Raw genomic sequence first — 18,852 nt, 5'->3', positions numbered from 1 at the left:
CGCTACTTGATCAAGGGGCAAGTCCGCGGTTCCGGTGAACCCCCGTGGGTGAACCTGAGGAGCACCTTGGCCGTCCGCGGCCCGCCACCTTGGAGGTGGACGCCGAGCGCGGTGCAGGTGATCTGGTCGATCCCCAGCTGAGTGACTTCTTTGCGGTCGAGCGGAAGAACGAGCTGTACGAGTTCCGGCTCGGTCGTCACGGTGACCTGGGTGACCGGGGATCGCGCGATCTCGGTGTGCCGGTCCGGAGCGTCGCGCGGAAAGCCGGTCAGCAGCAGCGCGAGCGCTTCGGCGATCGAGCCCAGCCGGCCGGTTTTCCGCTCGTCCGGCTGCAACCGCTCTTGATTGTCGACGAAGTACAGCGTGACGCCGGGGGAGACCCCAGTCGGGGCGTCCCCGCCCGGCGTGGGCCCGTCGGGGCGCACGCCGCAGCCCGCGAGCAGCAGGCAAACGGCCAGTGACCGAATGAGCTTCACTCGTCCTCCTGGTTCCGGGGCAGCTCCAGTACGAAGCGCGCTCCTCCGCCGGGGGTGTTGCCCGCGCGGAGTTCGCCGCCGTGCGCGCGAGCGTTCTCCCGCGTTATCGCCAAGCCGAGCCCGCTGCCCGGGGTGCGGGTGCGTGCGGTGTCGGCCTTGTAGAACCGGTCGAAGACATGCGGGAGCACGTCCTCGGACAGCCCGGGGCCGTGGTCGGTTACTTCGATGCGCACCGTGGACGGGGACGCGGAGACCTGCACGCGTACCGGTTTGGCGCCGTGCCGCAGCGCGTTGCCGACCAGGTTGGCGACGATGACGTCGAGCCGGCGGCGGTCGGCGCGCAGCCGGATTTCCGCGGGCGCTGCCAGCTCGACCTCGTCCAGCCAAGAGCGGGCACGCAGGCAGTGGCGTACCGCCTCGGCGACCTCGACCTCCTCCAGCCGCAGCTGGGCGGTGCCGGCGTCGAATCGCGAGATCTCCATCAGGTCTTCCACGAGGTGCACCAGCCGGTGGGTTTCGGTGATGGCCAGTCGCGCGGACTCCCTGGCGTCGGGTTCCATTCCGTCCGCGGTGGTCGCGAGCACTTCGACCACCGCGGTGAGGGTGCTGAGCGGAGTGCGCAGCTCGTGGGAGACGTCCGCGGCGAACCGCTTGGCGTCGTTGCGCATCTGCTCCATCGCGGTCATCGACGTCTGCACGGACTCGGCCATTTCGTTGACGGTCACGGTGAGCTCGGCCAGTTCGTCGGCGCCTTTCGGCGCGCTGCGCGCCGAGAGGTCTCCGCGGGCCAGCCGGCGCGCGGTGTCGCGGAGTTTGCGGACCGGACGCAGCACACCGCCCGCGACGATCAGGGCCAGCAGGATCGACAGCGGGATCGTCGCGGCGGCGGCGAGCGCGGCGGCTCGGGTCAGCGCATCGGTCTGCTGCTGCACGCTCGTCAGGTCGTGGGCCGAATAGACCTCGATTCCCGACGGGGTGCGGGTGCCGTCGGTCGCGGTGATCATGACGGGCGTGCCGATGACCAGCCACGGTGCCGCGTCGACGGTCAGCCGCTGCGTGAAGAGCTGGTGGCGGAGGCGGACCTCGGTGCGCAGCGCTTCGGTGGCCAGCCGGGTGACGCTCCCGTCGTCGGACCGGAGGGTTCCGTAGGTCACCAGGGTGCCCGGCCCGACCGCCGACCGGAGCCGGTCGAGCGCGGCCTGGTCCGGCGGATAGGTCAGCTGCGGGGCGAGTGCGCCGATCTGGGCGGTGACAGTTCGGGTGAGCCGCTGTTGCGCGGCGTCGACCAACGACGCGCTCGCCGACGCGGCGCTTGCCGCACTCGCCGCCGCGGCGCCCAGCACCGTGGTCAGCGCGAAAGCGAGCAGCAGCCGGGACCGCAGCCCGCGCGGCCACGGCCGCCAGGCGGTCACAGCGGCCCGAAGCGGTATCCGAACCCGCGCACTGTCTGGACGTAGACCGGTGCGGCCGGATCTGTCTCGATCTTCGCCCGCAGCCGCTGTACGCAGTTGTCGACCAGCCGCGAGTCGCCGAGGTAGTCGTGTTCCCAGACTTCCTCCAGCAACTGGGTGCGGGTGCTGACCCGGCCGGGCGAGCGCGACAAGGTGAGCAGCAGGCGCAATTCGGTCGGGGTGAGCTGCACCGGGGTTCCGTCGACCGTCACCGTCAGCGCGGCGGTGTCGATGCGCAGGTCACCGTGCACCCGCACCTCGTCGGCCGGTCCGGTGCTGCGCCGCAGCACCGCGCGGATCCGCGCGTCGAGCACCATCGGCTGCGCCGGTTTGACGAGGTAGTCGTCCGCGCCCGCGGCCAGGCCGGTGACGACGTCGAAATCGTCTCCGCGGGCGGTGAGCATGATGACCGGGACCTGACCGGCCGCCCGGACCCGGCGGCAGACCTCGAAGCCGTCGATGCCGGGCAGCATCAGGTCGAGCACGACCAGGTCGGGTGCGGCCGCCCGGAACTCGGCCAGCCCGTCCTCGCCGGACTCGGCCGCCCGCACGTCATGTCCGTGCCTGGTCAGCGCGAGCTGAAGACCGCGCCGCACCAGCGGGTCGTCCTCGATGAGCAATATCGACGCCACGTGTCCATCATGGACACGCTGATCTCCGGCGGCGAGTCCGGCGAAGGCTCTGCGACACGATCGCGACAGAGCGGCGCAATCGCCGCGACATTGCGGAGGCAGAGTCGCCACCGTGATCAAAACCCGAAAAATCGTGCTCTGTCTTGCCGGTCTGCTGCTGCCCGTCGCGGCCTGTTCCGGTACCTCCGCCTCCGAGGCTCCGGCCCCGAACGCCTCCGGGCAGTCCAAAGTGGTGTTGCTCGGAGATTCCGTCGCGGCGGGCGAGGCGCTGCCGTTGACCGCCGCGTTCCAGGCCAGCGGCGTCGGTTTCGAGTCGCTCGCCGCCGCCGGCGGCGGGAACGTGGTGGGGCCGTTCTCCGACAAGAACTGGGAGCAGCTGCCTGGCCAGCTCGCCACCGCCAAACCGACCGTGGTGGTCTACCAGATCGCTTCCTACGACTGGGGCACCCAAGCCGAACAGCAGGCCGCCTATACGAAGCTTCTCGACACGGTGTCCGGTACCGGGGCGAAGCTGGCGTTCGTTTCGATGCCGCCGATCAAGGCGGACGAGTTCTACCAGCCGCACGTGGCCGATTTGCAGCGCACCGCCGCGGTCGCCAAGACGGTCGCGGACGGTTCCGGTGGCAAAGCGGTGTTCCTCGACGCCACCGCGGTGTGGGGACCGACCTACCAGCAGACCAGGGACGGCAAGGCCGACCGCAGCGCCGACGGCATCCATACCTGCCCGCAGGGCGCTGCCCGCTTCACCAGCTGGCTGTTGCCGAACCTCACCGGCCTGCTTCCCGGGTTCACCCCGGCCGCCGCGAGCACGTGGGCCAACACCGGGTGGTCGGGAGACAAACGCTTCAAAGGCTGCTGACAGTCTCGCGGCCAGCCGCCGGGTGCCCTCGCACCCGGCGGGTCCTCCGTTAAGGCTTCCCCCGCAGCGCGGCGGCGGCTATCGCCTCGCCCTGGTCCGCCGACAGCCCCAGCGCCCGGATCACCGCGGCGTACGTCGCGGCTGCTTCCTGGGCGCGGGCCAGTGCTTCGTCGCCGGTCGCTCCGACGAACGTGCCTGCCCTGCCGCGGGTTTCCAGCAGGCCGGTCTCTTCCAGTTCCCGGTACGCGCGCGCCACGGTGTTCGGCGCGATGCCCAGTTCCGCGGCGAGCCCGCGCACGGTCGGCAGTTTCGTGCCCACCGCCAGCGTGCCGTCGTTGATCTGGCCCGCCAGCGACGTGCGCACCTGCTCGTACGGCGGGACTGGCGAATCCGGGTCGTAGCTGATGGTCATCGTTTCCGCCGTTTCCGTCGGACGCTGACCGCCACGGCCAGCGCCAGCGATGCGAACGCGACCGCGAAGCCGATCAGCACCACCCATCCGCTGACGTAACCGCCGGTGTCCCCCGGGTGCAGGTGCGGTCGCGCCAAATACATCGGCCCAGGTTAACGGGCGGCGGCGATGAGATCGGCCAGATCCTCCGAACCGGCAGGCAGCGCGTCGGCCGGCCACCAGCGCAGGTCGTCGGATTCGTCGCTGCGCACCGGTTCCGCACCGGGCGGGGCGTGCACGGCGTAGCGGACATCGAAGTGCCGGGTCGGCACGCCCAGCGAGCAGGTGATCGGGTGGACGTCCAGGTGGACCGGCGAGTCGCCGATGACCAGGCCGGTCATGCCGGACTCTTCGGTCGCTTCGCGCAGCGCGGCCTCGGCGAGGGACGCGTCGGCGGGTTCGCAGTGCCCGCCCAGCTGCAGCCAGCGGCCGACGCGCGGGTGCAGGGTCAGCAGGACCTGGGTGCCGGTCGAGTCGAGCACCACCGCGGACGCGGTGAGGTGGCCCGCCTCGCAGGAGCGCTGGCAGGTGTCCGGACGCGTAGCCAGGAAGCCGAGGAACGCTTGCCGGAGCGACTCTTGCGGGGCCGTCGAGGGCGTCCACTGGGCGAGCGCGGCGATCGCGGATTCGTGCAGGGTCATCGTTCGATCAGCCAATCGCCGGTGGTGAGCGGGCCACGGGCGGGCGCTGGTGCGGCCGGGTGCCCGACGGCGATCGCGCCGAGCGGACGCCAGTCGTCCTCCAGGTCCAAAGTGGACCGGACCAGGTCGGCGGCGAAGATGGTCGAGCCGATCCAGCAGGAGCCGAGTTCTTCGGCGGCGAGGGCGACCAGCAGGCCCTGCACGGCGGCCCCGGCGGCGACGGTGAACATGGTGTTCTCGTGCCGGTTCCGGCGCTCGTCGCGGTAGGTGTGCATCCCTTCCGACAGCAGGAACGGAATCACGATTTCCGGAGCGCGGTAGAGAATGTCGCCACGGGACAAGCGTTTCGCGATCTGCTCCGGAGGGAAGCCGTCGCCGGTCAGGTCGGCTTCCCAGGAGTCGCGCATCGCGTCGAGAAGCTTGCGGCGCAAACCCTCGTCGCGCAGCCAGAGAAACCGCACCGGGTGCGTGTGGTGCGGCGCGGGCGCGGTCAGCGCGGACGCCACCGCGCGGCGCATGGCCTCCGGGTCGACCGGTTCGTCGCCGAACTGCCGGACCGAACGCCGGTGCGGCACCGCTTCGCGGCGGCCTTGCGCGATGGATTCGTTGGTGCCCAGCCGGAAGAGGTCTTCGTCGACCGGGCGGATGAGGTCGCGCGCGGTGCTGCCGTCGTCGCGGATGTCGAGGCCGCGCACGACCGCGACCGGCAGTCCGCCGAGCTTGCCCTTGACCAGGTCCGCCGCGGCGGCGATCTCGTCGGCGACCGCGATCTCGGTCACTGCCAGCTCATTGCCCTGCGAATCGATCTGACCGGCGTAGCCGTGCAGCACCCGCAGGCCGGACGCGCCGATCGCGGCGTCGGTCTGGCCGACCCGCCAGGCGCGGCCCATCGTGTCGGTGACGAGCACCGCCACCTCGACGCCCAGCCGTTCCCGCAATCCGTTGCGCAGCGCCAACGCGGACGCGTCCGGATCCGCGGGCAGCAACGCCACCTCGTCGCCGCGCACGTTCGACGCGTCGATCCCGGCCGCCGCCTGCACGATGCCGAGGTTGTTCTCGGTGATCACCGTCCGGGCGATCCGCGCGACCACGCGCACCGATTCCTGCTCGATCAGTTCGCGACGGGCCGCGTCGCGGGCCTCGGGCTCGCTCGGCACGCGGACGAGCCGACCTTCGATCTTTGAGAAGGCCTTGCTCGTCACCACGACGACGTCGCCCGACCGCAGCCAGGGCGCGGCGGACACGATCGCGCCAGTCAGATCGTCGCCGGGACGAAACTCCGGCAGACCGGGGACCGGCAGGATCTCGATCTTCGACGAAGCGTGGTCAGCCGGTGAATCAGTCAACGGAAACTCCCGCAACGTCGAGCGCCGCGCGGACCATGTCCGCGGTCGCGTCCACATCGGACATGAGCAGCGGCACCGCGCGCACTTCGACGCCCGGCACGGTCACCTCGTGGTCTTCCGGCGCGACCAGCCAGCCGTCGAGCACGCCGCCCTCGGACCGCGCGCCGTAGTGCCGGCCGACCGCCTCGGCCGAGGTCTCCACGTCGATCGCGGTGAGACACGCGTCCGCCATGCCTCGCAATGCTTTCCCGCCGATGATCGGCGAGATCCCGACGACCTTGGCCCGCGACTTCCGCAGCGCCTCGCGCACCCCGGGCACGCCCAGCGTGGTGCCGACCGAGACGACCGGATTCGACGGCGCGAACAGCACGACGTCCGCTTCGGCCAGCGCTTCCCGCACGCCGGGGCCCGGCTTGGCCTCGTCGTTGCCGACCGCGACGATCGAATGCGCGGGCACGCCCGCCCGGTAGCGCACCCACCACTCCTGGAAGTGCACGGCCTTCTGCTGGCCCGGCTGCTCCGGGTCGTCGATCACGACGTGCGTCTCGACCCGGTCGTCCGACATCGGCAGCAGCCGCACGCCGGGCTGCCAGCGGTCGCACAGCGCCTCGGTGACCTGGGACAGCGGATAGCCCGCGCGCAGCATCCGCGACCGGATCAGGTGCGTGGCGATGTCCTTGTCGCCCAGCCCGAACCAGGTCGGCTCGGCGCCGTAGGCGGCGAGCTCCTCCTTGACGGTCCAGGTCTCGCCCGCGTGGCCCCAGCCGCGTTCGGTGTCGATGCCACCGCCGAGGGTGTACATGCAGGTGTCCAGGTCCGGGCAGATGCGCAGGCCGTGCATCCACACGTCGTCGCCGGTGTTGACCAGCGCCGTGATCTCGTGCGGCGACTCGCCGGCGCCGATCGCGGGCAGTCCGAGTGCGGTCTTGACCCCGAGCAGGAACCGGGCGCCGCCCACCCCGCCCACCAGTACGACGATCTTCACGGTTCGCGATCCTCGCACGTCCGCGGCGCCGGGCCCCAGTACCGGTACCTGTGGTGCTCCGAACAGCCCAACCCGGAATACAACGCCAGCGCTCCGGCGTTGCCCGCCGCCACCTGCAGCACCCACCGCTCGGCCCCGTGCCCGCGGCCCCAATCGGCGAGTGCGTTGAGCGCCGTGGTGGCCAGCCCGCGCCGGCGGAACGCGGGCGAGACGGCGAGCCGTCCGACGTGCAACCAGCCGTCCACTAGCGCGCCGCGCACCGCGCCCGCAGTGGTGCCGTCCGCCAGCACCACGCCGTACCCGACCTTTCCGGTGGTCACGACGTGCCGCTGGGCGGGACCGGGCTCGGCGGTGCCCTCGGCCAGCTCCCACCACTCGGGCGTCGGCTGGTCCAGCACCTCGGCGCCGCCGGCCGGCCCGGACGGCAGCGGGCCGGTCAGCACCACGACCTGGTGCCCGGCGGAGTGCTCGACCCGCTCGCGCCAGCCCGCGGCGGCCACCGCCCGTTCCAGACGGCTGTTCTCGACCACTTGAACGGCGGGCGGAATGCGCCGGGCGTGGGCGAAGTCACACACCGCTCGCAGCGCGTCGGAGACCGGGCGGCCCGGGTCGCCGATCGCGAGTGCGCTGTTCGCACGCCCGGTGAAGCCGTCCGCCCAGCGCAGCACCCATTCCCCGAGCGGTTCTTCGACCAGTGCCGGCCACGCTTTCGCGCACACGATTTCGAGCTTTTCGGCGGCGTTCACGGTTAGATTGTGACGGAGAGAGCTGTCCCGTTCCGCAGGAGAACCCCATGAGCTACGCGCGCAAGGACGACCGGCACAACGACGACCTGGTCGACGAGATCGCCGACGGCTTCAAGCGCACGCTCGAGGAGAAACGCGAGGACGGAAAGCCCGCCGCTCCCGGATTCACCATCACCGGGGACTCCCGCAACGCGCCGAAGCCACGCCGCCGGGACCGCTGAACGGCGTCCTCCCAGCACCTGGATAAGGGTCGCCTAACCACCACCGAGGGCGCGGGAAGCGCGTAATGTCCGCACCGACCGGCCCAGCAGGAGAAAGCCAGGAGTACGCAGTGACCTACGTGATCGCCGAGCCCTGCGTCGACGTGCTCGACAAGGCGTGTATCGACGAGTGCCCCGTGGACTGCATCTACGAGGGCGAGCGGATGTTGTACATCCACCCGGACGAGTGTGTGGACTGCGGCGCCTGCGAGCCGGTCTGCCCGGTCGAGGCCATCTACTACGAGGACGACGTCCCGGACAACTGGTCCGACTACACCAAGGCGAACGTCGACTTCTTCAACGAGCTCGGCTCGCCCGGCGGCGCGTCCAAGGTCGGCGTGACCAAGAACGACCCGGCCTTCATCAAGGCTCTGCCCCCGCAGGGCGAATGATCAAGCTGCCGGACTTCCCCTGGGATTCGCTCGCCGAGGTCAAGGCCCGCGCACAGGCGCATCCCGGGGGAATTGTCGACCTGTCCGTCGGCACCCCGGTCGACCCGGTGCCGGACTCGATCCGCGCCGCGCTCGCGTCGGTGTCGGAGATCCCCGGCTACCCAGCCACCCACGGCACGCCCGAGCTGCGCGAAGCAGCGGTCGCGGCGCTGCGGCGGCGATACGGGATCACCGGGGTCGAACCGGACGCGATCCTGCCGACCATCGGCTCGAAAGAGGCGGTGGCCTGGCTGCCGCGGCTGCTCGGCTTCGGACCGGGCGACCTGGTGGTGATCCCGGAGCTGGCGTACCCGACGTACGAGGTCGGCGCGCTGCTGGCGGGTGCCGAGGTGGTGCGCGCGGACGGGCTGACCCAGCTCGGCCCGCGCCGTCCGGCGATGATCTGGCTGAACTCGCCGTCCAACCCGACCGGCCGAGTGCTGGGCGTCGACCACCTGCGCAAGGTCGTCGAATGGGCACGCGACCGGGGCACTGTCGTGGTGTCCGACGAGTGCTATCTCTCGCTCGGCTGGGAGGAGGAGCCGGTCTCGCTCCTGCATCCGTCCGTGCACGACGGCCGGCTGGACGGCCTGCTCGCGCTGCATTCGCTGTCCAAATCGGCGAACCTCGCCAGCTACCGGGCCGGTTTCGTGACCGGCGACCCGAAGCTGGTCGCGCAGCTGCTGGAGGTGCGCAAGCACGCCGGCATGATCGTGCCGCGGCCGGTGCAGCAGGCGATGGTCGCCGCGCTGACCGACGACGACGCCCTCGCGGCGCAACGCGAGCGCTACCGCGGCCGCCGCGCCGTGCTGCGGAAAGCGTTGCAGGAGAACGGTTTCGAGATCACCTACTCGGACGCCGGACTGTACTTGTGGGCCACTCGCGGGGAATCCGCGCAAGCCACCGTCGAGTGGCTGGCCGAGCGCGGCATCCTCGTCGCACCGGGCACGTTCTACGGACCGCGCGGCAAGGAGCACGTGCGGATCGGGCTCACCGCGACCGACGAGCGCATCGCGGCCGCCGCGGAGCGACTAGCCCAACGCTGAGCGAGGTCGCTGAGACCCCGCCGCACCCCCCGGGCGCCGCCGCCCGTCCAGCCCAATGCACCCCAATGCCACATTGGGTGCATGCGACGCACCCAATGTGGCATTCGGTGCGTCAGATGCACCCAATGCCACATTGGGGTTCTTTCGGCAGCCCGTGCATCGTGGGTGCCGGGCCTGTCGGTTAGTAGTCGCGGCCGGTGAAGCCGCGGTAGACGAACCGGGTCAGCGCCTCGACGGCCTCGTCGTCGGTCGGCGGAGTCCAGCCGGCTGGCGGCGTATTCGTCAGCCACATCTGCGCGAAGCTGTCGATCAGCCGGTACATCATCGCGAGCGTGAGCTGCGTATTCGCCGGCAGTCGCAGCCCGGCCGCGGTGATGTGGTCGAGGTGGCCGGCCACATCCGCGGCCTGGGTGGCGCCGAACGTCGCGTAGGCCGCCGCGAAATCGTCGTTCACCTCGGCGGCTTGGCGCAGCGCCTGCATCGTCGGCGCATTGTCCCGGTAGAAGTTCCAGTAGTGCCGCACGTGCCAGCGGACCGCTGCCGGATCGCTGAAATCGGACAGGTGGTCGGTGCCTGCCGCGTCTCGATCGCTCGCTGCGGCCAGATCCGCCAGCAGCGCGATCAGCAGTTCTTCCTTGCTCGCGAAGTGGTTGTAGAACGACCCCGCGGCCCGGCCCGCCTCCTTGGTGATGTCGGTGATCTTCGTGTTCAGGTACCCCTTGGCCGCGAACACGCGCTTGGCCGCGTCCTTCAGCGCCGCTTCGGTCTCGGCGGCCTTCTCCTTGCGGCTCGTCGCCGTCATCCGGCACCTCCCTTGACGCGGAACGCTATCAGCGGCCATGATGAATCAAGATTCACTGAATATATATTCATTTAGGAGGGGCGATGGGGACCAAGGTGCTGGTGGCCGGTGCCGGGCCGACCGGGCTGACGCTGGGGATCGAGCTGGCGCGCCGGGGCGTCGGCGTGCGGGTGCTGGAGAAGGCGCAGCAGTACTTCGCCGGTTCTCGCGGCGACGGGCTGCAGCCGCGCACGCTGGAGGTTTTCGAGGACTTGGGCGTGCTGGACGCGGTGTTCGCCGCGGGTGCGCCGCCGTATCCGATTCGGGTGTATCTGGACGGGCGGTTCGACACCGTGCGGCGGATGGCCGCGCCGGTCGAGCCGACGCCCGCGGTGCCGTATCCGGGGGCTTGGTTCCTCGGCCAGTCGCAGACCGAGGCGATCCTCCGGGACCGGCTCGCCGAGCTGGGCGTGCGAGTGGAGCTGGGCACTGAGTTGACCGGGCTCGCGCAAGACGACGAGGGCGTCACGGCGGAGCTGTCGACCGGCGAGACGGTGCGCGCCGATTACCTGGTCGGCGCGGACGGCGGCAAGAGTTTCGTGCGCAAGGCACTGGGGATTCCGTTCGAGGGGACCACGGACGAGTCGATCCGGCTGCTGCTGGGCGACGTGTCCGCGGAGGGGCTCGACCACGACGCGGCGTACTGGTTCGCCGCGGCGGACGAGCCGATGTCCGGCGTCGGGTTCACCCCGCTCGCGGGCACGCCGTACTTCCAGTTCAGCTCGCCGATCGGCGAAGCAGACGCGGAGACCTCGCTGGCCGCACTGCAGGCGCACCTGGACCGGGTGTCCGGCGGCAGCGTCCGGTTGCTCGACCTGGCCTGGTCCACGGTGTGGCGGCCGAATATCCGGCTGGCCGCGGCGTTTCGGCAGGGCCGCGTGTTCCTGGCCGGCGATTCCGCGCACGTCCACCCGCCGACCGGCGGGCAGGGGCTGAATACCGGCGTGCAGGACGCGTACAACCTCGGCTGGAAGCTCGCCGACGGATCGCCGGAGCTGCTGGACAGCTATGAACCGGAGCGGCGCGCGGTGGCGGCGCGCGTGCTAGGCGTGAGCAGCGCGTTGCTGGAGAAGTACAAAGACGGGGCGGACGACGCACACGAGCGCGGTCCGGAGACCCAGCAGCTCGATCTGACCTATCGCGGCGGCCCGCTGTCGCCCGCCGGTGCCGGCGGGCTGCGGCCGGGGGACCGGGCGCCGGATGCTCCGCTGGTCGACGAAAACGGCAAGACCGTGCGGCTGTTCGAGCTGTTCCGCGGTCCGCATGCGACGGAGCTGGTGTTCGGCGAGGGGGAGCTGGGGACCGGGCAGCCGTCGTACCGGATTCTTCCGGCCGGGGCCGATGGCGACGGGCTGATCGATGAAGGCGGGCACGCCTACGCGGCGTACGAGGGCGTGGCGGGGAAGCGGGTGCTGGTACGGCCGGACGGTTATGTGTGGTCGGTGTCCTGACCCAGCTAGGCGAGCGCTGCGGACGGGGCAGATCAGCTCAGCCGACCGCGTGTTCCGCTTTCTCGATCCGATGCCATACGTCGAGCCAGATCGCCCGCGCCCGTGCGCGCTTGGCCAGTTCGTGCTCGACGATCCGGCCGGCCACGAAACCCATCTCGGCGTCGGCCTCCGGCAGCACATGCCGGACCTTCTCGGCCGCGAACACCGCGTCCTGGTGGTCGCCGAGCACGGTCTGGAACTTCCGAGTCGCCTTGATCAGCTCCTGCAGCTTCGCGGCCCGCTTCTTCGAGGCACCGGACCGGGCCAGCTCGGCGGTGTAGCGGAGCTTCTTGCCGTGGATGCGCAGCGCGTGCAGGGCGTCGTCCGGCGGGTTGGGCGGCAGCGCGGCGACCGCGCGGGCCAGCTTCCGGTACGGCTTGCGCAGGTCGGCGGGGCCACGCCGATCTGCGGGGGGCGCTTCGACCTCGTGGTCGGCGGGGCGGGCCAGCTGGGCGATGCTCTGCAGCAGCATGGCGTACCGGGGGCTGGACAGCGCCCGGTTCAGCCGCCGCCGGGCGGTGCTGCGCTCGGCCACGAAGCGGGAGACGAGCCGGCGGCCGGCGGGCTGGTCGCGGACGTCGAACTCGGCGACCACCTCGCGCAGGTGGCCGATCAGCACGTCGTAGTCGCGGACCTCGCCGAGCGCCTGGCCGAGCCAGCCGAGGTCGGCGCGGACCGGTTCGGCGGCGGGTCCGACCAGCCCGCCGGAAGTCTTGAGCACGCTGCGCATCCGCCGCTGCGCGACCCGCATCTGGTGCAGGTCCTCCGGGTCGGCACCAGCCCGGGTGCCCGGCTCGCGGGCCAGCAACTCGCGCAACTCGTGGTCGAGCTTGGCGCGCACGTGCGCGGCCGCCGGGGCGCCGGGTCCCGCTTTCACCGGCTCTGCGGCGAGACCGAGCGCGACCGGTGTCGTCGGTTCCGGAGTGCGGCGGCTGGTCGCTTCGGAGGTCATCCGGTTAATGGTAGGTGAACTCCGGGCGCTGTGGCCTGAACGAGCGGAAGGGTGCGCTCCGGTCAAACCGGGAGCGCACCCTTCCGCTGGACCAGGTGGTTCAGTTGGCGTGCAGTGCCTCGTTCAGCGTGATGCCGACGCCGCCGCGCGGCACGACCTCGACCGCGCCGGTTGCCGAGTTGCGACGGAAGACCGCGCCGGAAATCCCGGAAATTTCGCGGGCCTTGACCGTCTTGCCGTCGACCTCGACCTTGGTGCCCGCGGTGATGTACAGCCCGGCTTCGATCACCGTGTCGTCGCCGAGCGAGATGCCCGCGCCGCCGTTCGCGCCGATCAGGCAGCGCTCGCCGACCGAGATCACCTCGGTGCCGCCGCCGGACAGCGTGCCCATGATGGACGCGCCGCCGCCGATGTCGCTGCCGTCGCCGACCAGGACGCCGGCCGAGATCCGGCCCTCGACCATCGACGCGCCGAGCGTGCCTGCGTTGAAGTTGACGAAGCCCTCGTGCATGACCGTGGTGCCGGACGCGAGGTGCGCGCCGAGCCGCACCCGGTCCGCGTCGGCGATCCGGACGCCGGTGGGCAGCACGTAGTCGACCATGCGCGGGAACTTGTCCACGCCGTAGACGACGACCGCGCCGCGCGAGCGCAGCCGGAGCCGGGTCTGCTCGAAGCCCTCGACCGGGCACGGGCCGTGGCTGGTCCACACGACGTTGGCCAGCAGGCCGAAGATGCCGTCCAGGCTCTGCCCGTGCGGCTGGACCAGCCGGTGCGAGAGCAGGTGCAGGCGCAGGTAGACGTCGTGCGCGTCGGCGGGCGCGGTGGCCAGCTTGCCGATCGTCACGCGCACCGCGACGACCTCGACACCGCGGTCGGTGTCCGGGCCGAGCAGCGCGGCCGCGGACTCGCCCAGCACCTCGGCGGTCTGCTCGGCGGTCAGTCGCTCGGTGCCGCCGGTGCCGGTCGCCTCGACCAGCTTGGGATGCGGGTACCAGGTGTCCAGCACCGTCCCGTCGGACGTGACGGTCGCCAGCCCGACGCCGACGGCGCCGGTCGTTTCGGGGTCAGGGGTCTGCTCGCTCACGTCGGTCACGGTAGCCGAAGCGGGCCGGTTCACCCCGTGGTGGCCAGCTGGTTCACCTTTTGCTTGACCTCGGTCAGCGCGAGCGAGATGTCCGACAGCGCCTTCGTGCACCCGCCGCCGACCTGGGCGACGGTGGTGCAGCCGGCCCCGCGGAACGCGCCCACCGCCCGGTCGATCGCGGTCGCGTCGTCGTCCAGCGGCTGGTTGATCGTCTTGCCGGATTTCGCCAGCTTGTGCACCGAACCGGAGGCGTTGCCGACCTCGGTGACGTATTTCTCACAACCGCTCGGCCGCTGGGACTGCGGGGCGGTGAAGCAGGAGTCCGCGGACAGCGCTTCGAGCTTGGTCGGCAGCGCGTCCGGCCCGGGGTCGCCGGCGCCGGGTCGGGCTTTGGGCCCGGCTTCGGTGGAGCAACCGGTGAGGACAAGGGCGAGGACGCCGAGAGCGACCAGGGAGCTTCGCGTGCGCACGCCTTCACGGTAGCCCCCGGCTGAGCTGGGTACGGTGCCGGTATGACCTCGCTTGACCTGCGCGCGGATCCCGCCGACCTCACTGCCGCCCTCGTCGATGTGTTCAGCGTCTCCGGAGAGGAGGCGAAGCTCGCCGACGCGGTGCAGGCGGCGCTGGCCGAGCAGGCCCCGCACCTGGAGGTCGTCCGCAACGGCGACGCGGTGCTCGCGCGGACGAACCTCGGCCGCGGGTCGCGCGTGGTGCTGGCCGGGCACCTCGACACCGTCCCGGAGAACCGGAACCTGCCGTCGCGGCGCAGCGGCTCCGGGGACGACGAGGTGCTGCACGGTCTCGGCACGGTCGACATGAAGGGCGGCGACGCGGTCTTCCTGCACCTGGCCGCGACGCTGCCGGAACCGAAGCACGACCTGACTTTCGTGTTCTACGACAACGAAGAGGTGGAAGCGGTCCGCAACGGGCTCGGCCGGATCGAACGCGAGCTGCCGCAGTGGCTGGCCGGCGACCTGGCGATCGTCGGGGAGCCGTCGAACGGTGTGATCGAGGCCGGTTGCCAGGGCACGCTGCGCGTCGAGGTGTCCACGAGCGGGACGCGGGCGCACACCGCGCGCGCGTGGATGGGCGAGAACGCCATCCACGCGCTGGCCGAACCGCTGCGGCGGCTGGCGAACTACTCGGCGCGGTCGGTCGAGATCGACGGCCTGACGTATCGGGAAGGCTTGCAGGCCACCGGCATTTCCGGCGGGGTGGCCGGGAACGTGGTGCCGGACGCGGCGGTGCTGACCGTCAACCACCGGTTCGCGCCCGACCGCGCCCCGGAGCAAGCGGAAGCGCACGTGCGCGAGGTGTTCGCCGGATTCGAGGTGTCCCTTGTGGACCTGTCGCCCGGGGCGCTGCCGGGCCTTTCCGCGCCGGCGGCGGCCGAACTGGTCGCCGCGGCGGGCGGCCGGGCGGCGGCGAAGCTGGGCTGGACGGACGTGGCGCGGTTCGCGGCGCTGGGGATGCCCGCGGTCAACTTCGGACCGGGCGATCCGACGCTCGCGCACACCCAGCAGGAGAACGTGCGGACCGCCGAAATCCGCGAGGTGGCTTCAGTACTGCGTCGATTCCTGAGCTGAGTATCAAGTCCGGGAAGGGCCCCTTGAGGGACTTGGATTCCCGGAAGGGGCCCTTCCCGGACTTGGGCTGCCGTCTCGAGCGGGCGCGAGCGGGCGCGGGCAGGCGCGGGCAGGCGTGGGCGGGCGCGGGGCAGGCGGTGCGGGTGGGCTGAGGCCGGGGCGGCGACGAGCGCGGCACCCCGGCCCGCAGCGGTCAGCGGCCTTGCAGCGACTTGACGGTGTCTCCGAAGGTCCAGTTCTTCGAGCCGTCCCAGTTCAGCGACCAGGTCATCAGACCCTTGAGGCCGGGCACGCTCTGGTAGGCCTGCGAGACCAGGTCCGGGCTCAGGTAGCCGCCGCCGGCGCCGGGCTGCGCGGGCAGTCCCGGCACCTGCTTGTCGAGCGGAACCCGGATCGTGGTGCCCTGCACGGTGAGGCCCTGGTCGAGGCACTTCGTCTGCACGGTGAAGCCCTGGACGGTGCCGGCCTGGTAGCTGTCGCCGGAGCAGCCGTACATGGAACCGTTGTAGTACTGCATGTTCAGCCACCAGAGCCGGCCGTTGTCGACGTATTTCTTGATGATCGGCAGGTATGCGCCCCAGATCGAGCCGTTGGTGACCGACCCGCCGGTGACATAAGCGGTTTCCGGGGCCATGGTGAGCCCGAAACCGGCCGGCATCTGCGAAAGCACGCCGTCGATGATGCGTTCCAGATTGGCCTGCGAGGCGGACAGCGAGGTGATGTCGCCGCTGCCGGAGAGCCCGGTTTCGATGTCGATGTCGATGCCGTCGAAGTTGTACTTCTTGAGGATCGGCACGATCGTGCTGACGAACTTGTCGGCGACCGAACTGGACGACAGGTCGATGCCCGCGGCCGCACCGCCGATCGACATCAGGATGGTCGCCCCCGCGGCCTTGGCCGCGCACATCTCGGCGGGCGTGGACACCTTGACCGTGCTGTCCATGCCGTCTTCCCACTGGACGGTGCCGTCGGAGAGGATGACCGGGAACGCGGCGTTGATGACGTTGTAGCCGTGCGCGGCGATGCGGGAATCGTTGATGGGCACCCAGCCCATGCCCGGGTGCACGCCGTTCGAAGCGCCGTCCCAGTTCTCCCAGTAGCCCTGCAGCACCGGCCCGGCCGGGCGGGGCTTGACCGCGCATGTGTCGTCTCGCGGTGCGACGGCCGCCGAGGCGGGAGAGATCCCGGCGAGCGGCAGGGCGAGCACAACCGCGACCGCGGCCCCGAACCAGTTCCGTCCGAACATCACGGCTCCCGTCCCCGATAACGGTGTTGGCGCAACGGTAAGCGGCGCGCGGCGGGATTCCTACCGCCGATCGTATGGTCTAGACAAATTGGCGGATTTGGTCTGGACCTCATGCTCGTCCAGGCACTGGCCAGCCGGGCGCGAGGTGCCGCGCCCGACTGGCCTGGCCAATTCACCAGCCTGCTCAGCAGGCCCCGTTGTCCGTCCATACCGACCAGGAACCGGGCGCGCCCGGCTCCGAGCCGATCGAGTACCAGGTCGAGGTCCACTGGTGACCGTTGTGCGAAACCACGTCACCGGGGTAGTACAGCGCGTTCGCGTCCCACGTCTCGATGCCGGTGCAGCCGGCCGGCGGGGTGCCGTCGCCGACCGTCAGGGTGAAGTCCGCGGTGTGCGTCGCGGCCGGACCCGTCGCCGTGACGGTGATCTTGCTGTCGCCGTTCGGGGTGGCGGACGTGGTGGCGATGGTCAGCGTCGCGGTGCCGCCCGACTGCACGGTGGCCGGGTTGAACGTCGCGGTCGCGCCGGTGGGCAGGCCGGTCGCGGTCAGCTTGACCGACTGGGCGTTGCCGCTGGTGACCTTGGTGGTCAGCGTCGCGCTGGCCGATTCACCCGGCTTGATCTTGGCGTTCGCCGGGGAGACGGCCACCGAGAAGTCGTTGCCGGCCGGAGGCTGCCCGGAGCAGGTCGCTTCGCCGGAGACCGCGCCGACCGAGATCGCGTCCCAGGCCGCCTTGGTGGCGTTGAACTCGGTGCAGCTGCCCGGGAACAGGTCGACCGCCGCCTGCAAGGTGGCCTTGCGGGCCGCCTTGTGGTTCCAGGACGAGGTCTTGTGCAGCAGGCCGTTGTAGAAGATCTTGCCGGCCTTCTGGATGCCGATGCCGGTTACGCTGCTGTTGTTGCAGGTCGGGCTGGCCGGCTTGCCGCCGCCCGGGTTCGAGCCCTCGGCGAGCAGGTAGAACCAGTGGTTCTGCGGGCCGGCCGCCGCGTGCACCTCGGTGCTCGGGATGGACGACGAGTAGCAGTTCGGGTCGCCCTCGCGGCTCGGGTCGTACATGTAGCGAATCGGGCCCTGGCCGACCAGGTTCACGCCCTCGCCGACGGTGTAGTCCGGGGTGTCGACCGGGTTGTTCGCGTACGCCTCGGTCAGCGCGCCGAAGACGTCGCCGGTGGATTCGTTGAGGCCGCCGTTCTCGTTGCCGGAGCCCGCGCCGCCCGGGGTGTTCTGGAAGATGCCGTGGCCGAACTCGTGGCCCGCGACGTCCATCGACGTAGCCTGGCGCTGGTTGTCCTGCGAGTGGCCGAAGTGGGTGGACGAGCCGTCCCAGTAGGCGTTGACGTCGTTCAGGCCGACCGACGCCGGGAAACCGTTGCCGTTGCCGTCGATTCCGCTGCGGCCCAGCCAGTCCTTGAGCATGTTCCACTCGGTCTGCACGGTGTAGAGCACGTCGACGCAGCCGGTCTCGAGGTCCGTGCCGGACCCGTTGCCCCAGGAGTTGGAGGACTTGGTGAACACCGAGCCGCCCTCGCGGCCGCAGCTGATGCCCGGGCGTGTCGAGTCGCGCATCGAATACGAGCTGCCCGAACCAGAGGTGTCGATGCTGACCTGGCCGGCGTAGTAGCTGTTGCCGTTGCCCGCCGCACGCGGAGCGGCCGCGGCGCCAGTGCCGTTAGCCGGAGCCTCCGCGCGGACATCGTCGCGGGTGTTGAGCACTTTGCCGGTGGCGGCGTCTACGAAGACGTGCAGATTGCTCGGTGCCGTCGCGGTGCGGCCCTTGACGACGACCTCGTAGGCGAGCTTCGGCTGCGCCCCGCCGAGAACGACCAGGTCGGGTTTGCCGACTGTGCTGACCGTCGGCAGCTGAGCGCGAGCGACCGACGCGGCCTTCGTCGCGTCGACGGCCGGTGTGGTGCCGACCGTGATGGCCGCGCCACCGGCGGAATCGGTGCCGCGGACCTTGCCGGTCCCGTCGGCGACGATCACCGCGTCGCCGCCGACTACCCGCAGTCCGGCATAGCTGCGCTCGTAGGCGTTGTAGTACAACCCGGCGTCACCCTTGGTGGTGCCGACTCGGTGCAGGCTTTCCGCCGAGCTCTTGCTGAGCCCGAAGACGCCGGCGTTGGCCGCCCGGTCGGCGGCCGCGATCGCGGCCGCCTGCGGGTCGGCGGAGGGCGGTGCGGGGGTCGCGGCGGCCGGGGTCACCGGCAGCGCGAGCAGGGACAGGGCGAGACCGGCAACGGAAGCGACGCCGGTCGCGAGCCCTCTTCTGGACGTCATCGACAGTCCTTTCGGGGTACACGACGGGGAGAAGCACAACGCGCGTTGAGC

General features: G+C 70.9%; 21 protein-coding genes. 6 read left to right on the top strand and 15 right to left on the bottom strand.

The genetic code is table 11. The annotated features are described in order from the left end of the window. Positions 1-2: 2 nt before the first annotated feature. From AMYBE_RS0126895 to AMYBE_RS0126885, 3 genes are read right to left on the bottom strand one after another with little or no spacing between them, the layout of a single operon-like run. A complete protein-coding gene (locus tag AMYBE_RS0126895) occupies positions 3-476 on the bottom strand; it encodes a hypothetical protein (RefSeq protein WP_020662501.1) in 474 nt (157 codons plus the stop codon). Beyond that, the gene (locus AMYBE_RS0126890; RefSeq protein ID WP_020662500.1) at positions 473-1,888 is read right to left on the bottom strand and encodes a sensor histidine kinase; all 1,416 of its coding nucleotides are present in this window, start codon (positions 1,886-1,888) and stop codon (positions 473-475) included. The genes AMYBE_RS0126895 and AMYBE_RS0126890 overlap by 4 nt, the downstream gene beginning before the upstream one ends. Then, the gene (locus tag AMYBE_RS0126885) at positions 1,885-2,559 is read right to left on the bottom strand and encodes a response regulator transcription factor (protein WP_020662499.1); all 675 of its coding nucleotides are present in this window, start codon (positions 2,557-2,559) and stop codon (positions 1,885-1,887) included. The genes AMYBE_RS0126890 and AMYBE_RS0126885 overlap by 4 nt, the downstream gene beginning before the upstream one ends. A gap of 112 nt (positions 2,560-2,671) precedes the next feature. Here AMYBE_RS0126885 and AMYBE_RS0126880 point away from each other — a divergent pair, with 112 nt between their 5' ends. After that, a complete protein-coding gene (locus tag AMYBE_RS0126880) occupies positions 2,672-3,418 on the top strand; it encodes an SGNH/GDSL hydrolase family protein (protein ID WP_020662498.1) in 747 nt (248 codons plus the stop codon). Between the two features lie 49 nt (positions 3,419-3,467). On the opposite strand, the gene AMYBE_RS0126875 is transcribed toward AMYBE_RS0126880, so the two are convergent. Genes AMYBE_RS0126875 through AMYBE_RS0126850 form a run of 6 tightly spaced genes read right to left on the bottom strand, consistent with a single transcriptional unit; the run spans position 3,468 to position 7,587 of the window. After that, positions 3,468-3,830, bottom strand: a complete 363-nt coding sequence (locus AMYBE_RS0126875) for a GntR family transcriptional regulator (protein WP_020662497.1) — start codon at positions 3,828-3,830, stop codon at positions 3,468-3,470. Beyond that, positions 3,827-3,973: an LPXTG cell wall anchor domain-containing protein gene (locus AMYBE_RS45100; RefSeq protein ID WP_020662496.1), complete on the bottom strand. Its 147-nt coding sequence runs from the start codon at positions 3,971-3,973 to the stop codon at positions 3,827-3,829. Before AMYBE_RS45100 ends, AMYBE_RS0126875 begins: the two co-directional genes overlap by 4 nt. A 9-nt stretch (positions 3,974-3,982) precedes the next feature. Further along, positions 3,983-4,510 carry an NUDIX hydrolase gene (locus AMYBE_RS0126865; protein ID WP_020662495.1) on the bottom strand — a complete coding sequence of 176 codons (528 nt, stop codon included), beginning with the start codon at positions 4,508-4,510 and terminating at the stop codon, positions 3,983-3,985. Beyond that, positions 4,507-5,913 carry a coenzyme F420-0:L-glutamate ligase gene (locus AMYBE_RS0126860; protein ID WP_211226857.1) on the bottom strand — a complete coding sequence of 469 codons (1,407 nt, stop codon included), beginning with the start codon at positions 5,911-5,913 and terminating at the stop codon, positions 4,507-4,509. Before AMYBE_RS0126860 ends, AMYBE_RS0126865 begins: the two co-directional genes overlap by 4 nt. After that, complete coding sequence (gene cofD / locus AMYBE_RS0126855; protein WP_020662493.1) at positions 5,849-6,841, bottom strand: 2-phospho-L-lactate transferase; 993 nt, start codon at positions 6,839-6,841, stop codon at positions 5,849-5,851. The genes AMYBE_RS0126860 and cofD overlap by 65 nt, the downstream gene beginning before the upstream one ends. Next, the gene (locus AMYBE_RS0126850) at positions 6,838-7,587 is read right to left on the bottom strand and encodes a GNAT family N-acetyltransferase (RefSeq protein WP_020662492.1); all 750 of its coding nucleotides are present in this window, start codon (positions 7,585-7,587) and stop codon (positions 6,838-6,840) included. The genes cofD and AMYBE_RS0126850 overlap by 4 nt, the downstream gene beginning before the upstream one ends. Before the next feature lie 47 nt (positions 7,588-7,634). Between AMYBE_RS0126850 and AMYBE_RS45495 the strand changes: the two genes are divergently transcribed. The 3 genes from AMYBE_RS45495 (at position 7,635) to dapC (ending at position 9,324) form a co-directional block, all read left to right on the top strand. Further along, positions 7,635-7,808, top strand: a complete 174-nt coding sequence (locus tag AMYBE_RS45495; protein WP_020662491.1) for a hypothetical protein — start codon at positions 7,635-7,637, stop codon at positions 7,806-7,808. 110 nt (positions 7,809-7,918) lie between these two features. Then, positions 7,919-8,239 carry a ferredoxin gene (gene fdxA / locus AMYBE_RS0126840; RefSeq protein WP_020662490.1) on the top strand — a complete coding sequence of 107 codons (321 nt, stop codon included), beginning with the start codon at positions 7,919-7,921 and terminating at the stop codon, positions 8,237-8,239. Beyond that, entirely contained in the window at positions 8,236-9,324 is a 1,089-nt protein-coding gene (gene dapC, locus AMYBE_RS0126835) for a succinyldiaminopimelate transaminase (RefSeq protein ID WP_020662489.1), read from the top strand. Before fdxA ends, dapC begins: the two co-directional genes overlap by 4 nt. A 181-nt stretch (positions 9,325-9,505) precedes the next feature. On the opposite strand, the gene AMYBE_RS0126830 is transcribed toward dapC, so the two are convergent. Next, positions 9,506-10,126, bottom strand: a complete 621-nt coding sequence (locus AMYBE_RS0126830; RefSeq protein ID WP_020662488.1) for a TetR/AcrR family transcriptional regulator — start codon at positions 10,124-10,126, stop codon at positions 9,506-9,508. Positions 10,127-10,209: 83 nt separating this feature from the next. Between AMYBE_RS0126830 and AMYBE_RS0126825 the strand changes: the two genes are divergently transcribed. Next, the gene (locus AMYBE_RS0126825; RefSeq protein ID WP_020662487.1) at positions 10,210-11,616 is read left to right on the top strand and encodes an FAD-dependent monooxygenase; all 1,407 of its coding nucleotides are present in this window, start codon (positions 10,210-10,212) and stop codon (positions 11,614-11,616) included. A gap of 37 nt (positions 11,617-11,653) precedes the next feature. Here the strand turns inward: AMYBE_RS0126825 and AMYBE_RS0126820 are convergent, their stop codons facing one another. The 3 genes from AMYBE_RS0126820 to AMYBE_RS0126810 all read right to left on the bottom strand — a co-directional run bounded on the left by AMYBE_RS0126820 (position 11,654) and on the right by AMYBE_RS0126810 (position 14,161). Continuing rightward, positions 11,654-12,607 carry a CHAD domain-containing protein gene (locus AMYBE_RS0126820; RefSeq protein WP_020662486.1) on the bottom strand — a complete coding sequence of 318 codons (954 nt, stop codon included), beginning with the start codon at positions 12,605-12,607 and terminating at the stop codon, positions 11,654-11,656. A 100-nt stretch (positions 12,608-12,707) separates the two neighbouring features. Next, a complete protein-coding gene (dapD, locus tag AMYBE_RS0126815) occupies positions 12,708-13,691 on the bottom strand; it encodes a 2,3,4,5-tetrahydropyridine-2,6-dicarboxylate N-succinyltransferase (protein ID WP_027928044.1) in 984 nt (327 codons plus the stop codon). A 29-nt stretch (positions 13,692-13,720) separates the two neighbouring features. Continuing rightward, a complete protein-coding gene (locus AMYBE_RS0126810; protein WP_020662484.1) occupies positions 13,721-14,161 on the bottom strand; it encodes a hypothetical protein in 441 nt (146 codons plus the stop codon). A gap of 42 nt (positions 14,162-14,203) precedes the next feature. Between AMYBE_RS0126810 and dapE the strand changes: the two genes are divergently transcribed. Then, entirely contained in the window at positions 14,204-15,277 is a 1,074-nt protein-coding gene (gene dapE, locus AMYBE_RS0126805; RefSeq protein ID WP_020662483.1) for a succinyl-diaminopimelate desuccinylase, read from the top strand. Between the two features lie 193 nt (positions 15,278-15,470). On the opposite strand, the gene AMYBE_RS0126800 is transcribed toward dapE, so the two are convergent. Then, positions 15,471-16,523, bottom strand: a complete 1,053-nt coding sequence (locus AMYBE_RS0126800; RefSeq protein WP_020662482.1) for a chitinase — start codon at positions 16,521-16,523, stop codon at positions 15,471-15,473. Between the two features lie 184 nt (positions 16,524-16,707). Continuing rightward, complete coding sequence (locus AMYBE_RS0126795; protein ID WP_020662481.1) at positions 16,708-18,801, bottom strand: M4 family metallopeptidase; 2,094 nt, start codon at positions 18,799-18,801, stop codon at positions 16,708-16,710. Positions 18,802-18,852: the final 51 nt, after the last annotated feature.

Source organism: Amycolatopsis benzoatilytica AK 16/65, assembly GCF_000383915.1.
In the GTDB taxonomy this organism is placed as follows: domain Bacteria; phylum Actinomycetota; class Actinomycetes; order Mycobacteriales; family Pseudonocardiaceae; genus Amycolatopsis; species Amycolatopsis benzoatilytica.
Note: the sequence above shows the minus strand (reverse complement) of the source record. Positions and strands in the feature narration are given on the sequence as shown.

Coding starts and splice junctions, on each gene's coding strand:
- AMYBE_RS0126875 (WP_020662497.1), bottom strand. CDS start 3,830: ATGACCATCAGCTACGACCCGGATTCGCCAGTCCCGCCGTACGAGCAG.
- AMYBE_RS45100 (WP_020662496.1), bottom strand. CDS start 3,973: ATGTATTTGGCGCGACCGCACCTGCACCCGGGGGACACCGGCGGTTAC.
- AMYBE_RS0126865 (WP_020662495.1), bottom strand. CDS start 4,510: ATGACCCTGCACGAATCCGCGATCGCCGCGCTCGCCCAGTGGACGCCC.
- AMYBE_RS0126860 (WP_211226857.1), bottom strand. CDS start 5,913: ATGTGGACGCGACCGCGGACATGGTCCGCGCGGCGCTCGACGTTGCGG.
- AMYBE_RS45495 (WP_020662491.1), top strand. CDS start 7,635: ATGAGCTACGCGCGCAAGGACGACCGGCACAACGACGACCTGGTCGAC.
- dapC (WP_020662489.1), top strand. CDS start 8,236: ATGATCAAGCTGCCGGACTTCCCCTGGGATTCGCTCGCCGAGGTCAAG.
- AMYBE_RS0126830 (WP_020662488.1), bottom strand. CDS start 10,126: ATGACGGCGACGAGCCGCAAGGAGAAGGCCGCCGAGACCGAAGCGGCG.
- AMYBE_RS0126825 (WP_020662487.1), top strand. CDS start 10,210: ATGGGGACCAAGGTGCTGGTGGCCGGTGCCGGGCCGACCGGGCTGACG.
- AMYBE_RS0126820 (WP_020662486.1), bottom strand. CDS start 12,607: ATGACCTCCGAAGCGACCAGCCGCCGCACTCCGGAACCGACGACACCG.
- dapE (WP_020662483.1), top strand. CDS start 14,204: ATGACCTCGCTTGACCTGCGCGCGGATCCCGCCGACCTCACTGCCGCC.
- AMYBE_RS0126800 (WP_020662482.1), bottom strand. CDS start 16,523: ATGTTCGGACGGAACTGGTTCGGGGCCGCGGTCGCGGTTGTGCTCGCC.
- AMYBE_RS0126795 (WP_020662481.1), bottom strand. CDS start 18,801: ATGACGTCCAGAAGAGGGCTCGCGACCGGCGTCGCTTCCGTTGCCGGT.